The organism is Arcanobacterium bovis (genome assembly GCF_004331995.1).
Taxonomy (GTDB): Bacteria; Actinomycetota; Actinomycetes; order Actinomycetales; family Actinomycetaceae; genus Arcanobacterium_A; species Arcanobacterium_A bovis.
In genome coordinates this window covers 103,904-118,334 of sequence record NZ_SJDT01000003.1, presented here as the reverse complement: position 1 = coordinate 118,334, position 14,431 = coordinate 103,904, and the positions used below count along the sequence as shown (strand labels likewise).

Genomic DNA, 14,431 nt, shown 5'->3' with positions numbered 1-14,431 from the left:
TCGAGACCAGAGTTTCATTTTTTGGGACGACGCCGTTATACGCGTGTGGATGCGGCGCGCCTTCCTGCGTGCTTTCGGAATTCAATAACCGTCTGGACTCCGAATAACGTGATGCCTACAAAACAAATGAGGCAAGGGACTGTGACTGCCTGAAAATTGTCAGCTAGTAGAGAGGCTGTGTCCTTACTAGACCTGCTCGCGGCGATAACGCCCGCCGAGAAAAACAATCCAGCAACACAGAATACGAACTGACTTAGCCGAATGTAGAAAGCGCATCGAGTGAAGTGTTGGAAGATAAGGGAGACGTTGAGAACTGTGGTTACAGTGATTGCAATGCCTGCTGCGATGGTTGCTACCCGAAGTGGAGTTGCTTCAAGGGTGAAAGTAATATACCACGCCCAAATTACGAATAGTATCCACGGAATGCCTTGAGTGAGAACTTTGTTGAACTGCTCATGCATGATGACCTCCACTAAAATAATCTTGGCTAAACTTCTTTGTTGTAGTATTGCGAAGCGATATCAAACATCAATGTTTAATTCTAACCAATATAGCACATGAGTATGTTGTGCGAAATAAACTTTTGGGGGTTAACCCGCTCTTTTCGTCCAAAACCAGACTTAAAGCGACTTAAAGAGCAAAAACAAGACCAAGCTGTAAGAAAAACAAAAAGCCCCGCTCTTGAGCGGGGCTTTTAGCGTTTATTCGCAATCAGATATTGCGGGTTACCTTACCAGCCTTGAGGCAGGAGGTGCACACATTCAGACGCTTAGGAGCACCCTTAACGAGTGCGCGAACACGCTGAATGTTCGGGTTCCAGCGACGGCTGGTACGCACGTGGGAGTGCGAGACGCTCTTGCCGAAGCCCGGGCCCTTGCCGCAGACGTCACATACAGAGGCCACGGTTTTCTCCTTCGTTCGTTTTATCGGACGCGATCGTCGTCCGGTACCAAAATGGCAACTGAAAAATACTATCGCAAAAGCTGATGATTAACCAAGCGGGCGAACCAGTGGTATTGGGCACGTTCGTCACGATTATCATGTTCGTTACGAATACCGCGTTCACAATGAGTATCCGTTCACTACAAGCATGAGGAATGTTAAAGCCACTGAATCACCAAAACAGCGTTTCGCTAGGTATCCTTGAAGTGTGAAAGAAAAGGCCGTGAATGATTACAGTTCTTCCGCATTGCACTGTGAAGAACAGGGGCTTCTTTCCGCACCGCTCGAACGCTATCTTGGAAAGCGATCGGCAAATGCGCTGGCGAAACTCAACCTACACACTGTGCAGGATCTCGTTTTTCATATCCCTTTCCGTCTTGCCAAACGTGGGGAGTTGATGCCAATACAGGCGGTCAACGAAGGAGACTCAGTGACCGTTGTAGCCCGCGTCCTTTCGTCACATATTCGGCCAATGAATAACCGGCGCGGTTTCATTCTTACCGTGATGATCGGTGAGGGCATGCACGAACTTGAACTCACTTTCTTCGCCAAGCACGAACGCCCGCTCAAATTTCATGCCATGAAGCTGGAACCAGGTGCATTAGCGATTTTTTCTGGAACAGTGTCGTCCTATCGCGGTGCCTTGCAGCTCACTCACCCAGAATATGAATTGATAGATGATGGGGCTGCGGTTGATCCACAGGAGCTTGCGCGACCAATTCCGATCTATCACGCTGCTCAAAAGGTTCCGTCATGGCAAATTGCCCGTGCGGTGGAGGTTCTGCTCCCGCAGCTGAATGAAAGCATTTTGCCAGATCCGCTGCCCAAAGGCTGGCGTGCACAGAACAACCTTCCCAGCCGTCTCGATGCTTTGCGCTGGCTCCATCAACCGCCCACGGAAGAGCATTGGCGCACTGCTCAGCTGCGAATGAAGTACGAAGAGGCAGTTTTGCTCCAAACCGTCTTGGCTCGAAGAGCGCACCGGGCACGCGTTTTGCCTGCGCCTGTGTGCAAGCGAAGGGAAGACGGCGTATTACAGGTTTTCGATTCGATGTTGCCATTCGATCTTACAGCAGGTCAGCGCCAGGTAGGCGAGGAAATCGCGAGCGACTTGGCAACCGAGGTTCCCATGCGTCGTCTTCTGCAAGGCGACGTAGGAGCAGGCAAAACTGTTGTAGCAGTGCGAGCTATTCTCCAAGCAATTGACGCTGGTAAACAAGCTGTTTTGCTCGCCCCCACAGAAGTGCTGGCGCAGCAACATTTTAATTCGGTGAAAGCTCTCATGGGCGAGCTCGCTGACGGTGGTCTGCTCGGCGCGTCTGAGAATGCGATAACGGTCGAACTCCTCACAGGGTCAATGAGTGCGAAAGAAAAACGAGCCGCGCTATTACGGATTGCTTCTGGTCAGGCACAGTTCATCATTGGCACGCATGCCTTGATCCAAGATCGGGTGCAGATTCCTTTTCTCGGCTTGCTTATCGTCGATGAGCAGCATCGTTTTGGAGTTGATCAACGCGATAAATTGGCACAAGGCGTGCATATGCTGGTGATGACTGCTACGCCTATCCCGCGCACCGTGGCCATGACTACCTTCGGGGATTTGTCCGTTTCTACCTTGGCTGAATTACCCAAAGGTCGCGCACCGATTACCACGCAGCTCGTGCCAGCGTGGAAAGAAACTTGGATTGATCGAATTTGGGAGCGTGCGCGTGAAGAGATCGATTCGGGTGGGCAGGTTTACGTAGTCTGCCCGCGCATCTTGGCAACGGATACGGAAGACGACGGCGATGAGCAGTACGTTAGCGACGAGCACCACGGTGGCACCGGCGTCGTACAAGCTTTGGCCGCCTTTGAAACTGATCCGCAACGTGAGCTCAATTCGGTGGAGAAAATATTTGGTGAGCTGCGGGAAAAACCGCAGTTGCAGGGCATCAATATTGCCGCTATTCACGGGCAGATGGCAGGCGCGGAAAAAGAACGGATCATGGCGGATTTTGCCAACGGGCAGGTGCAAATGCTCGTCTCTACCACAGTGATCGAAGTGGGCGTCGACAATCCGCGTGCATCACTTATGGTTATTATGGACGCTGATCGTTTTGGTCTTTCACAACTTCATCAGCTGCGCGGACGAATTGGGCGTGGAAGCAGACCAAGCTTGTGCCTCGCGGTACATTCCGCCTCGGACGGAACGGTAGCACACGCGCGTTTAGCAGCTTTTGCTCACACAACCGACGGTTTTGAACTGGCGCGTGCAGATATTGAATTACGCTCGGAAGGCAATGTGCTGGGATCACAGCAGTCTGGACAGCGCAGCTCCTTACAATTTCTTAGTGTGCTTAAAGACGAAAATATCATTACGCAGGCAAAAGAATTTGCAGTTAAGCTGATCGCCAGCGATCCTGATCTAGTTAGGAATGCCCAGTTAGCGCACGAAGTTCGTGAACTTGAGGGTGCGTCTGAAACATCTTATTTAGAGAAAGGCTGACGATGACTCGCATTGTGTCTGGTACTGCAGGAGGGCGTAACTTGCGTGTGCCAAAAAGCGGAACTCGCCCTACCTCTGAGCGGGTGCGTGAAGCGCTGTTCTCGCGGCTCGAGCACTTCGGATATATTCGTGATTGTGCTGTTCTTGACCTTTATGCAGGCTCAGGTGCGCTCGGACTTGAGGCTCGCTCGCGAGGTGCTCAACGCGTCGTCTGCGTGGAAGCAGCCAGTTCGGCAGCGAAAGTGATTGTGGAAAATGCGCGTCTTACTGGACTTGACGTAGAGGTTCACAATCAAAAAGCGGAAACTTATCTTGCAAGCCAAGGTATCCCAACGTTTGATCTCATTCTCATTGATCCGCCCTATGCGCTCTCCGAAGACGATCTCTCCCTGGTGTTAGGCCTGGCAGTGATGCATCTCGCGGACGACGGCATGCTCGTCGTCGAACGCGACAAGAAGTCACCAGAGCCGCTGTGGCCCGCCGGATATGAATTGGACGATGATCGCAAATGGGGCGACACCAGAGTGTGGAGTGCGATTCGTTCAGAAATAGGGCATAACATAGAAATATGACCATAGCTGTTTGTCCAGGATCTTTTGATCCCATCACGTCGGGGCACGTTGACGTGGTTCGACGCGCCCGAGGAATGTTCGACGAAGTGATTGTGGCTGTTGCGCGCAATGCCCATAAGAAGTACTTTTTTTCCGACGACGAACGCTTGAGTTTGGCGCAAGGTGCGGTGAGCGATATTCCCGGAGTGAGCGTTGAATTCGTCGATGGTCTCATCGCTGATTTTGCAGCTGAACGTGGCGCGGCGGCGATAGTTAAAGGTCTGCGTGGCGCGGCAGATTACGATGCTGAACAGGCAATGTCTTTGCTCAACCGGCATTTGTCGGGTATCGAAACGATCTTTATCATGGGAGATCCTGCGCTAGGGCACGTCGCGTCGTCGTTCGTTAAGGATATTGCCTCGCATGGTGGACCGATTGCGGATCTCGTTCCGCACAATGTTGCTTTAGCACTCAAGAAGAAAGTGGAATCACAATGACCTCACATAATATCGATGAAACGGGAGCGTCACTGCTGGAGATCTTGGAGGAGATCACTGGCCTAGTCGAAAACGCGAAAGCTATGCCACTTTCGGCTTCTGTGCTCGTCAATCGCAGTGAAATCTTGGATCTTCTCAGCACTGCTCGGGATATTGTGCCTTCGCAGATCGTTGCAGCTGACTCGGTGCTTCAAGATGCTGCTGCAGTCTCAGATGAGGCGCGCGAGCGTGCTGAAGAGATTGTGGCACAGGCTAATGTGGAAGCCGATCAGATTTTGGCTGAAGCACGTGAGCAGGCTTCGCGTCTTGTGTCACAAGATGCGATTACGATTGCGGCAAAATCGCAGTCGGCGCGTATTCTTGATGAGGCGAAATCTAAGGCGGATCGCGTTAAGCGTGGCGCCGATGAGTATTCCGATGCGGCATTGGAGAATCTCGCTCAGGAGCTCGTGACGATCCAGAATAATCTCGATACGATTCAGCATCAGATCGCGGCTGGACGTGGCTTGATTGCTGATCGCCGGGACGACGACGCTGCTCGCGATGCCTACGACGAGGATGGCGATTTCGAAAACGAATAGGCACAATACGATTTAGGCACAATACGATTATTGAGAAAGGGGCGCTACCGTGGATCTACGATCTCCTTTTGTGGTGTCGATAGTGGATTTACCTCGTCAAGAGGGGTCGATTCGGCATCATGACTACGTCTTTGAGACGCCACAAGATTTTGGTATTGAGCTCATGGAAGTAATTCCAGGTAGCGAGTTGCGAGCTGATTTGTCTTTCCAATCGGTGCAAGAAGGCGTGCTCGTGCAAGGTAGCGTTGATGCGCAGCTACAGGGGCGTTGCTCGCGGTGCCTTATTGATTTGCACGACGACGTTCGAGAGTCTGTTGCTGAACTGGTGTTTTATCCTGAAAGTGCAAAGGCCTTGGAAGATGAAGGCGATGAGGAAGCTCATGATCTTCCACTTATTGAAGACGATCATATAGATTTAGAGCCAATCTTGCGCGATGCTCTAGTGCTCAGCATGCCTTTTACTCCCTTGTGTGAGCCTGATTGTGATGGATTGTGTCAAGAATGTGGTGAACGCTGGAATGACTTGCCTGCTGATCACGCCCATGAGTTTCTTGACCCACGCTTTGACGGCCTTGCTACGCTCGCCGCTGAACTCGAAGTAAAAGAAAATAATGCATAAAAAAGATCGTTCTCCGCTACTTGCCAAATGGGGCGTCGATATTGCTCCTGACTTGTTAGAGCTAGCTCTGACGCACCGCTCCTGGGCTTTTGAACACGAGTCTTTGCACAATGAGCGCCTCGAATTTCTCGGCGATTCAGTGCTCGGTTTTTATGCCGCGGATCGGATTTTTCAGGATTTCGACGATTCCACCGAAGGGGATATGTCGAAAATAAAATCTGCCGCTGTTTCAGAACGAGCTTTGGCTGAGGTAGCCCGTGAGCTCGGAGTGGGTGACTATGTGCGACTTGGAATTGGCGAAGAGCGCAGCGGTGGTCGCAATAAAGACTCGATTTTGTCTGATACGGTCGAGGCGCTGATCGCAGCCACTTATCTCGATCACGGCATCGATGTGACGCGTGAGATCGTCGAACGGCATATTAACCCAAAGATCGCAGATGCCACGAAGATGGGACCTGCTTTGGACTGGCGCACCGCCGTCGAAGAAAAAGCGCGTGCCATGGGTATCCGTGAGGAAATTTCATACCGCATGGAAGGACGCGGCCCTGACCACGCCCGCGAATACACCGCCTTCGTGTATTTTGGTGAGAATTTGTGGGGAAGTGGAGAAGCGACGTCGCAAAAAAATGCTAAGCTCGCTGCCTGCCAAAACGCCTACTTCGTACTTGACGGCGGAGAACCGCTCGGTCATGCCTGAATTGCCGGAAGTCGAGACGATTCGCCGTGGTCTTGAGCCTCATGTGCTCGGCAAACGGATTTTGAGTATCGAGACTTTTGGTACACGGGTGATTCGTCATTCCCCACAAGGCCTCGCTCATTTGACAGGAAGTCAGGTGACGGCTGTAGTGCGGCGTGGAAAATTCTTGTGGTTCGATTTGGGCGAACGTTGCTTAGTGGCTCATTTGGGAATGTCGGGCCAATTTCGTATCGGCGGTGGAGATTTTAAGCATCGACGTGCCACATTCCATTTCGACGACGGATCGGCACTCGATTTCGTTGATCAGCGTACGTTCGGTTATCTCAGAGACGATGAATTTGCGCCTACTTCTGACGGATACACTGGTGGTTTTGGAAGCGAGCGTAAGGAAATCCCTATCTCGGCTACTCATATAGGGCGTGATCTCCTTGATCCTAATTGTGATTTTTCCGCTTTGGCTGCCCGCGCCCGCCTCAAGAAGGTTGGTATAAAAACTCTACTTCTCGATCAGAGTTTTGCCTCAGGGGTTGGGAATATTTACGCTGATGAAGCACTATTTTTGGCGAGCGTACATGGAGCATTACCAGCATGCGATTTGCCAATTGACAAGATCCGTGAGGTTTTTGACGCCGGCGCGCAATTAATGAACCGTGCCGTTGAAGTGGGTGGCACTTCTTTTGACTCTCTTTATGTGAATGTGAATGGATCGTCGGGATATTTTTCCCGATCGCTGAATGTTTATGGTCGAGATGGGCATGCTTGCCCAAGGTGTGGCAAAATTTTAATCAGAGAAAAGTTTATGGGAAGATCATCGTATTCTTGCCCAAAGTGTCAAACTCGACCATAGTTAGGAAAATCTGTGACTGAAGAAAATGGCGTAGTCAATGTGATGATTATCGACGATCACGAAGTTGTGCGTCGCGGTATCGCTGAAGTGGTTGATCGTGCAGAAGGATTGAAAGTTATTGCAGAGGCAGGAACGGTTGCTGAAGCTGTGCGCCGTGCAGAACTGATGAATCCTGAGGTTGCACTTGTTGATCTTCGTCTCCCAGATGGCACGGGCATCGATATTATCGAGCAGCTCAGCGAGCGTTCTCCGAGCACTCGTTGCATCGTGCTCACCTCTTTTGACGACGACGACGCGCTGTCAGAATCTTTGGAAGCAGGAGCAAAAGCCTACCTGCTCAAATCAGTGCGCGGTGCAGAGATCACCGAAGTGATTCGAGCGGTTGCTAACGGTCGAGTTCTCCTTGATGAGCGCACTGTGACGCGCCGTCGTGCGGACCATGACGATCCAACGGCTGAATTGACTCCTTCGGAGCGCAAGGTTCTCGACCTCATCGGTGATGGACTCTCCAACCGTGAAATCGGCGAAAAGCTTGGCGTAGCAGAGAAAACAGTGAAGAACCACATCACGTCGTTGTTGGCCAAGATGGGTATGCAACGCCGCACGCAGGTGGCTGCTTGGGTGGCAGGTCAGCGTGCAGCAGGATGGCGTAATCAGGCAAATTGATTTCTACCTCAAGGACGCTTGCCAGCACATCTTGAGTTTGCCTGTTTCCGGATCAGGTCCGATTTCAAAATCTCCATGATGACGTCGCGCTCGAGCCGCCAAATTGGAAAGACCAGAGCGGCGCGAGAGCGATGGCGCGAGCCCCACGCCGTCGTCAATCACACAAACCTGGATCACATCGGCGGTGACGCTTACCTCGACTGACACCGACGAGGCATGCGCATGTCGCGCCACGTTACTCAAGCCTTCGCGAACTACCGCCACGACGTCGTCCGAAACATCTGAGCCGACTGCGTTATCGATGCGTGTGACATCGAAATCTTCGTCAATCGTCTCCCCATGCCAAGTGATGAGCAACGATGGGGCAAAACCAAGGGACTGCAAGGCTACCGAAGTTTCGTGTTGGAGACGATCCACGAGTGCCGCTGGCGAAGAATCGTCGCGTAGAGACTGCACGATCTTACGGATCTGCGATACAGATTCATCAATTGCCCAGATGGCATTATCGAGGGCTTGGGAGATTTCTGGCGAATCAACCTTTTCGCCGAGATCCTCTTTTACAGCGGTAATATGCATGCCCGAGGCAAAGAGCTGTTGAATCGCAAGATCATGCAGATCGCGCGAAATGCGTGCTCGCTCGTCAAGCTCTGCCGCGAGCTCTTTGGAGTGGCGGGCATCTGCAAGTTCAAGCGCGATAGCAGCCTGCTTGGCCACATTTTCAGCCATGGAAAGATCGTGGAGATCAAATTCGCTTTGCCCTGGTTTGCGCAACAGAATAATGACGCCGAGTCCGATACCTTTCGACACGAGCGGTGCGTATAGGGCCGCACCAAAACGCCGCAATTGTTCTACTCGTACTACTGAAAGGCGTTGCATCGAATCAATAACCACGCCTGCCTGCTCGCGAATGACAGTTTGAGCTCGACCTGAGCGAGGGAAGTTTACGCCGAGGAAATCACTAGCTCCTTCACCTGCCACGATTTCGCACACCCATGTGTCTTGGATAGAGGGAAGAATCATAAGTGCATTATCTGCTTTAGCTGCAATTCGCATTTGCTCAGCGATAACCTGGAGAGCCTCTTCTTCGTCGGAACCTTCTAGAAGCGAAGAAACAATGTTTTGCGAGGAAGCAAGCCATCTGGCTCGGTTTTGGGATTCAGCATAGAGCCGCGAGTTTTTCACAGCAATGGCGGCAGCTTGGGCAAATAGCTCCATATTTTTTCCGTCTTCATCAGTGAAACCGGATTCCTTATCGGCCAAATAGAGCCGACCCCAAATCTGCTCGTTGACAGGAACAATGACGCCAAGAAAATTCCGCATACGCGGATGCCCGTCTGGGTAGCCAGAAAGGTGCAAGTACTGGACAAGATCGTTGATTTTTAGGTAGCCGTGTGCAGGAATATCGGCGAATAACCCGTGCCCGCGTGGTGGCTGGCCGATTGATCCAACTAAGGTATCAGGAAAGCCGGATTGGAAAAATTCTACTGTCTCGCCATGTGAATCAAGCACGCCCAACGCGGAATACCGTGCGCCGGTAAGCTCGCGGGCGGTATCGACAAAATACTGAAGTGCCGAGCGTCGATCCAGCTTTCCGGTGAGTTCAAGAGCTTTCAGTAAAACATCTGATATCGAACAATGAGTCATAGGGGATCACTCCTCTTCCTGCTCAACAGACCACCGATAAGTATCAATGGTATTGAGCAATTCTTCGTGTGTGCCACGGGCGATAATCTGTGCTGGGGAATTACCTAATAAGATCACTTCATCAGCACTATTGAGGGCGCTGAGTCGGTGCGTGACGAGTACGATTCCTGTGCTATTTTCAGTTTTGCTGGTTTGAAGTAAATCATGGATGAGCGCGTCGGCAGTATCGGCATCGAGATGTTCGCCAGGCTCGTCAAGTAACAAGAACTGGGCGCCAGAAGCGAGCGCACGCGCCAGAAGCAACCGGCGTCGTTCTCCACCAGAGATCGTCTGTGCATCGGTACCGACGACGGTGTGAACGCCGTCAGGAAGGTCTGCCAGCCATTGTGCTAGACCTGCTCTTTTCAGCAAAGCGATCGCTTCTTGCTCATCCACATCAGCTCTCGCCACGCGAATATTTTCGAGCACGGAAGTCTCGAAGATATGGGCATCCTCAGCGGTGAGAATGAGGTGGCGTGAAATATCTTCGCGCGCAATCTCGTGAACAGGCTGACCATCCAACGTAACAGTCCCTGCATGGGGAGTGAGCATTCCCGCCAAAGTATAAAGCAAGGTAGATTTGCCAATCCCTGAGGCTCCCACGATTGCAATAGACTTTCCTGCATGCAGCTCAAGTGATATAGGGCCAGCAATATCTGCGCCATCTTGCCAACCGACGATAAGGTCTTGGGCGGCGAGGCTGCCAGCGTTCGACGACGTGTATGACGTCGTTGCGTTGCGTTTAGTTGCATCAACGTTGGTGTGTGCTCGGTTGAGGAGTTCCATCACGCGAAGTGCAGCTTGAGCTGATCGCACCAGCTGAATTCCTGCATCCGAGAGCTTCTGAGTGGCTTCAAAGGCCGCAAGGGGAGTGAGAGTGCAAACCACGAGGTTAATGGTTGAAAGCGCGCCTTGTTGTACTTGTATAGTGCCTATAACAAGTGCACTTACGATAGAAATCCCCATCGCAAGAATTCCGATAATTCCAGCTAAAGCCTGTGGCTTAGCTGATGCATCACGATTCTTTTGAATATCGGCTTCGATGGACTGCTGTGTGCGTTTGGCATCGGCAAGTTTTCCGTTCACGCGCAGCTCAGCAGCGGATTCGAGCATCGTCAGTGCTGAGGCATTGAGACGTGCACGATTTTGAATCTGATCGATTTCAGCTTGCCGAGCTCCACGCATGGAAAGTAACGGAGCGATCACACCGTCGGCAAGGAGCATTAAGGCCAGAATCACGCCGATGAGCGGCGATAATGAGGCCACGATCGCAACTGCGATGATACTGGTGAACACTGCAACAGCTGCAGGAAGTAAAGATTTTACTACCACATTTCCTAGCTCGTCGACGTCCGTTCCAGTGCGTGCGAGAAGGTCACCACGCCTGATTGAAGTGACGACATCGGTTGGTGAATTGGCGAGCTGTGAATAAACTTCGGTGCGGATACGTGCCATACCGTTGAGTGCAATCCAATGCGAAGAAATACGCTCAACATAGCGAAATATTGCTTTCCCAACGCCGAATGCGCGTACGCCGGTGGCAGCCACTGAGAGATCGAGTACTGGAGGAAGTTGGGCTGCGCGCGCAATAAGCCAAGCCGATACGGCTCCGAGCCCGATTCCTGAACCAACGGCGCCGGTGCCGAAAAGTGTAGAGAGCGCAAAGCGTTTTTTGTCGATATCAAGCAGTTTGAGGGCATCTTTGAGGGCTTGGCGTTCGGCCTCGGTAATGGCTTTGTTTCCTTTGGATAGTGATTGCATCAGTTCTGCCCCTCATTTTCCCAGGCTTGCGGGAGCGCGTAATCGATTTTTCGCACTGCTTGAGCATAGACGGAGGTGTCGCGTTGTTCTTGCAGCTCCAAGGCTAGTGTCGCATCGATATTTCGGCTGGCACTCTGAACTTCGATGACTGAATCGGCGATTTTGGTGAGACCTGCGCGGTGTGCGATTACGAGTACGGTTTTTCCTTGTGCTTTTAGACTTTCGATCACATGACGCACATATTCTTCACTTGTGGCATCAAGGTGCGCGGAGGGCTCGTCGAGAATCACAAGCGGCGTTTCGTTCAGCAAAGCTCGGGTGAGCGCCAAGCGCTGACGTTGTCCTACCGAGAGACCCACTCCGCCCTGTCCGATCACGGTGTTCCACCCATCGGGAAGCGAGCGAACGACGTCGATGAAACCAGTTTGTTGGGCGGCGTTTTCGAGCTTTCTAGTATCGGAGGAAGTCGATGAATTGATGGGCTTGGAGGCATTGGAAGGGACGGTGGAACTCGACGATGAGGTGAGTGATGGACGCGAAGTGAGTGATTCGGCGTCGAGATTTTCAAGGATCGTACCTGGTACGAGCACAGGTCGCTGTGGTACCCACGTAATTTGCTCCCATAACGACGAAAGATCGATACGGCTCAAAGGCACCGAGTTGACAGTGATCTCTCCTTCGTCAGGACTAATCATGCCAAGCAGGGCATGCACAGCAGTTGTTTTTCCTGCTCCGGACGCTCCTCGCAAGATGGTAATAGATCCAGGCTCAATCACCGCATCGAGATGCGCAGGTGCCACCGTAGCTCTGCCCGGAGCATAGATGCCGAGATCACCAAACGAAATTTGACTACTGCTAAGATCAGGGCACTGGGTTGTACGTTCCGCCGGTGCTAAATCTTCTTCGAGAATGGTAAATGCCTGTTCAGCAGCAGCGATGCCGTCAGCTGAGGCGTGGAACTGGGTGCCAACTTCCCGCAGCGGTTTGAATACTTCTGGGGTGAGCATAATTACTACAAGGCCGGTGAAGAGCAGCACGTTGCCGCCCACCATGCGGAATCCTATCTCGACTGCAACGATCGCGGTGGAGAGGGTGTCCAAAAATTCGAGCGCGGCACCTGATAGAAAAGCCACGTAGAGCGTTTGCATAGTTTTTTCGGCGAAAGCCTCACCGAGCATCTTTACGCGCTGGCGAGGTCCTTTTTCTCGTCCAAGTGCTTTGAGCGTTGACAAACCGGCGAGTAAATCCAGAAGCTGTGTGCCGAGTTTTTGCATGGATTTTAGGCGCTGGCTCGAATATTTCGAGGTGAGCTTGCCGATGAGGATCATAAAAATTGGAATGAGTGGGATACACAGCACGATGGCGATTGCAGATAGCCAATCGAGATAGAAAATTATCGCAATGAGTACCGGGATTGTTGTTACGCACAGGAATAGCTGGGGGAGGAAGGATACGAAATAGGCTTCAAGATCATCGAGACCGCGCGTGGCAAGTGTGACTACTCGGGCAGTGTTTCCTTCTGAGAGCCAGCGGATGCCGAGTTGGCCACTGTGATCAAGCACAGCTGTGCGTAAGGAGGAGATCACGCGAATAGCAGAGCGGTGACCGTAGGCTCTTTGTAGATAGTCAAGACCGGCACGAATGGCGAAAATAATTCCGATCCAAGCGATATAAAATGCGGTGTCCGTGATAGTTCCCGTGCCATAGAAAATTGGGCTCAAAGCTGCTGCCAGCAAAATAGTTTGTGTGGCAATCAGGAGAGTTTGTACGAAACCGACGAGCACCAGAAAGAGAATATAACTTCTCGTTTCTTTGGCGTATTTTATTAGCCGCGGGTCAAATGGCCTCACAGGTGTCTCCTCACGTGGATAGCTTTGCTATGACAATGGTAGTTCACAATTGTGGGGAGCAACCCATCTTGGGCTGCTCCCCACAATCCTAGTTGGATGAATTCAATCAGACATGTGCATTTTCAAATTCACGGATCTTCTTGAGGTCAAGACCAGCGTGCTCGTCTGGGATGTTGTCAACCGACATCCGCTGCGAGAACTTCAGATATGACCACACCGTGTAGCCGAGCACGATTGGCACGAACACAACTGCCGCTACGAGCATCACAGTATGTGTTGGAGCAGTAGCTGATGCCTGTACCAAAGTGAGGTTATAAGCCTCGTTAATTGAGGACTTGAGGGCATTTGCTCCGAAGGTGGAGAAAATGTACACAACGGCCATGGCAAGTGCTCCAAAATGCAAGAAGAATGCCAGCTTCTCGTTACCTTTCAAGGTGACGAGTGCCGAGGCGATCAACAGCACGGCAGCAAGCGCGAGCGGAATGAGCGATAGCATCGGGGATACCGAGTAGGCAAAGTTGCCCCAAAGCGCCCAAACCGCAGTGATACCAGTAGATACCAGTGAGGACTTCTTTGCAAAGTCAAGTGCTCGCTGACGGTAGTCTCCGCGTGTCTTGAGTGCAAGCCAAAGTGCGCCGTGGGTCAGGTACAGAGCCACGAGCATCACTCCACCAAGAATGGTGAATGGAGTGAGCAAGGAGAAGAAGCCATCGGTCAAGAAGTGCTTTGCTCCCGAAGAAAGAGCAGAATCAATGCCGTTTGGATCAGCTGGTACGAAGGTACCGGCCTTGTAATGACCAACCTGAATTGCCATACCCTGCACGAGATTAGCGAAAGCCACGCCCCAGAGGAACGTTACGAGCCATGCTGATCCGCTGTGGAGGTTATCCCAGACATTGCGCCACTTGGCAGAATTTACCTTTCCACGCCATTCGATCGCTGAGATACGAATGATGAGGAGTACGAGCACGAGAACGAGTGCCATGTACATTCCGGAGAACATCGTGGCATACCATTCGGGGAATGCTGCGAAAGTAGCACCGCCAGCCGTGAGCAGGAATACTTCGTTTCCATCCCAGTGCGGGCCGATTGTGTTAAGTGTGAGCCGGCGTTCCTTATCGTTCTTTGGGAGAACTTTGAGAAGCATACCGGTACCGAATCCGAATCCTTCCAGAGTGACGTAGCCAATCCAGAGAACGATGATGAGGATGAACCAGATAAGTTGCAAGAAAGAAAGTTCCATTGTTCTTTT

At 51.8% G+C, this 14,431-nt stretch carries 13 protein-coding genes; 8 read left to right on the top strand and 5 right to left on the bottom strand.

The window, feature by feature from the left end; all coding sequences use genetic code 11:
- Nucleotides 1-711: 711 nt before the first annotated feature.
- On the bottom strand, nucleotides 712-903 hold the full coding sequence (gene rpmB / locus EZJ44_RS04330) for a 50S ribosomal protein L28 (protein WP_084707328.1): 192 nt from the start codon (nucleotides 901-903) through the stop codon (nucleotides 712-714).
- 247 nt (nucleotides 904-1,150) lie between these two features.
- Here rpmB and EZJ44_RS04325 point away from each other — a divergent pair, with 247 nt between their 5' ends.
- The 8 genes from EZJ44_RS04325 to EZJ44_RS04290 are packed head-to-tail and all read left to right on the top strand — an operon-like array spanning nucleotide 1,151 to nucleotide 7,885.
- On the top strand, nucleotides 1,151-3,427 hold the full coding sequence (locus tag EZJ44_RS04325; protein ID WP_241658590.1) for an ATP-dependent DNA helicase RecG: 2,277 nt from the start codon (nucleotides 1,151-1,153) through the stop codon (nucleotides 3,425-3,427).
- A 2-nt stretch (nucleotides 3,428-3,429) separates the two neighbouring features.
- Nucleotides 3,430-3,999 (top strand): 16S rRNA (guanine(966)-N(2))-methyltransferase RsmD, encoded by a 570-nt coding sequence (rsmD, locus tag EZJ44_RS04320; RefSeq protein ID WP_131280585.1) that lies wholly within the window; start codon nucleotides 3,430-3,432, stop codon nucleotides 3,997-3,999.
- The gene (gene coaD, locus EZJ44_RS04315; protein WP_131280583.1) at nucleotides 3,996-4,475 is read left to right on the top strand and encodes a pantetheine-phosphate adenylyltransferase; all 480 of its coding nucleotides are present in this window, start codon (nucleotides 3,996-3,998) and stop codon (nucleotides 4,473-4,475) included. Before rsmD ends, coaD begins: the two co-directional genes overlap by 4 nt.
- Complete coding sequence (locus EZJ44_RS04310) at nucleotides 4,472-5,056, top strand: hypothetical protein (RefSeq protein WP_131280581.1); 585 nt, start codon at nucleotides 4,472-4,474, stop codon at nucleotides 5,054-5,056. Before coaD ends, EZJ44_RS04310 begins: the two co-directional genes overlap by 4 nt.
- Before the next feature lie 49 nt (nucleotides 5,057-5,105).
- Entirely contained in the window at nucleotides 5,106-5,675 is a 570-nt protein-coding gene (locus tag EZJ44_RS04305; RefSeq protein WP_241658589.1) for a YceD family protein, read from the top strand.
- Nucleotides 5,668-6,372, top strand: a complete 705-nt coding sequence (rnc, locus tag EZJ44_RS04300; RefSeq protein ID WP_131280579.1) for a ribonuclease III — start codon at nucleotides 5,668-5,670, stop codon at nucleotides 6,370-6,372. The genes EZJ44_RS04305 and rnc overlap by 8 nt, the downstream gene beginning before the upstream one ends.
- On the top strand, nucleotides 6,365-7,219 hold the full coding sequence (gene mutM, locus EZJ44_RS04295; protein WP_131280577.1) for a bifunctional DNA-formamidopyrimidine glycosylase/DNA-(apurinic or apyrimidinic site) lyase: 855 nt from the start codon (nucleotides 6,365-6,367) through the stop codon (nucleotides 7,217-7,219). Before rnc ends, mutM begins: the two co-directional genes overlap by 8 nt.
- Nucleotides 7,220-7,261: 42 nt before the next feature.
- Nucleotides 7,262-7,885 carry a response regulator gene (locus tag EZJ44_RS04290; protein ID WP_131281047.1) on the top strand — a complete coding sequence of 208 codons (624 nt, stop codon included), beginning with the start codon at nucleotides 7,262-7,264 and terminating at the stop codon, nucleotides 7,883-7,885.
- Nucleotides 7,886-7,888: 3 nt separating this feature from the next.
- Here EZJ44_RS04290 and EZJ44_RS04285 read toward each other — a convergent pair whose 3' ends face one another.
- The 4 genes from EZJ44_RS04285 to cydB form a co-directional block, all read right to left on the bottom strand.
- The gene (locus EZJ44_RS04285; protein WP_131280574.1) at nucleotides 7,889-9,529 is read right to left on the bottom strand and encodes a GAF domain-containing sensor histidine kinase; all 1,641 of its coding nucleotides are present in this window, start codon (nucleotides 9,527-9,529) and stop codon (nucleotides 7,889-7,891) included.
- Nucleotides 9,530-9,535: 6 nt separating this feature from the next.
- Nucleotides 9,536-11,329 carry a thiol reductant ABC exporter subunit CydC gene (gene cydC, locus EZJ44_RS04280; protein WP_131280572.1) on the bottom strand — a complete coding sequence of 598 codons (1,794 nt, stop codon included), beginning with the start codon at nucleotides 11,327-11,329 and terminating at the stop codon, nucleotides 9,536-9,538.
- Nucleotides 11,329-13,179 (bottom strand): thiol reductant ABC exporter subunit CydD, encoded by a 1,851-nt coding sequence (gene cydD / locus EZJ44_RS04275; RefSeq protein ID WP_131280570.1) that lies wholly within the window; start codon nucleotides 13,177-13,179, stop codon nucleotides 11,329-11,331. The genes cydC and cydD overlap by 1 nt, the downstream gene beginning before the upstream one ends.
- A gap of 106 nt (nucleotides 13,180-13,285) precedes the next feature.
- The gene (gene cydB, locus EZJ44_RS04270; RefSeq protein WP_131280568.1) at nucleotides 13,286-14,422 is read right to left on the bottom strand and encodes a cytochrome d ubiquinol oxidase subunit II; all 1,137 of its coding nucleotides are present in this window, start codon (nucleotides 14,420-14,422) and stop codon (nucleotides 13,286-13,288) included.
- Nucleotides 14,423-14,431 lie beyond the last annotated feature (9 nt).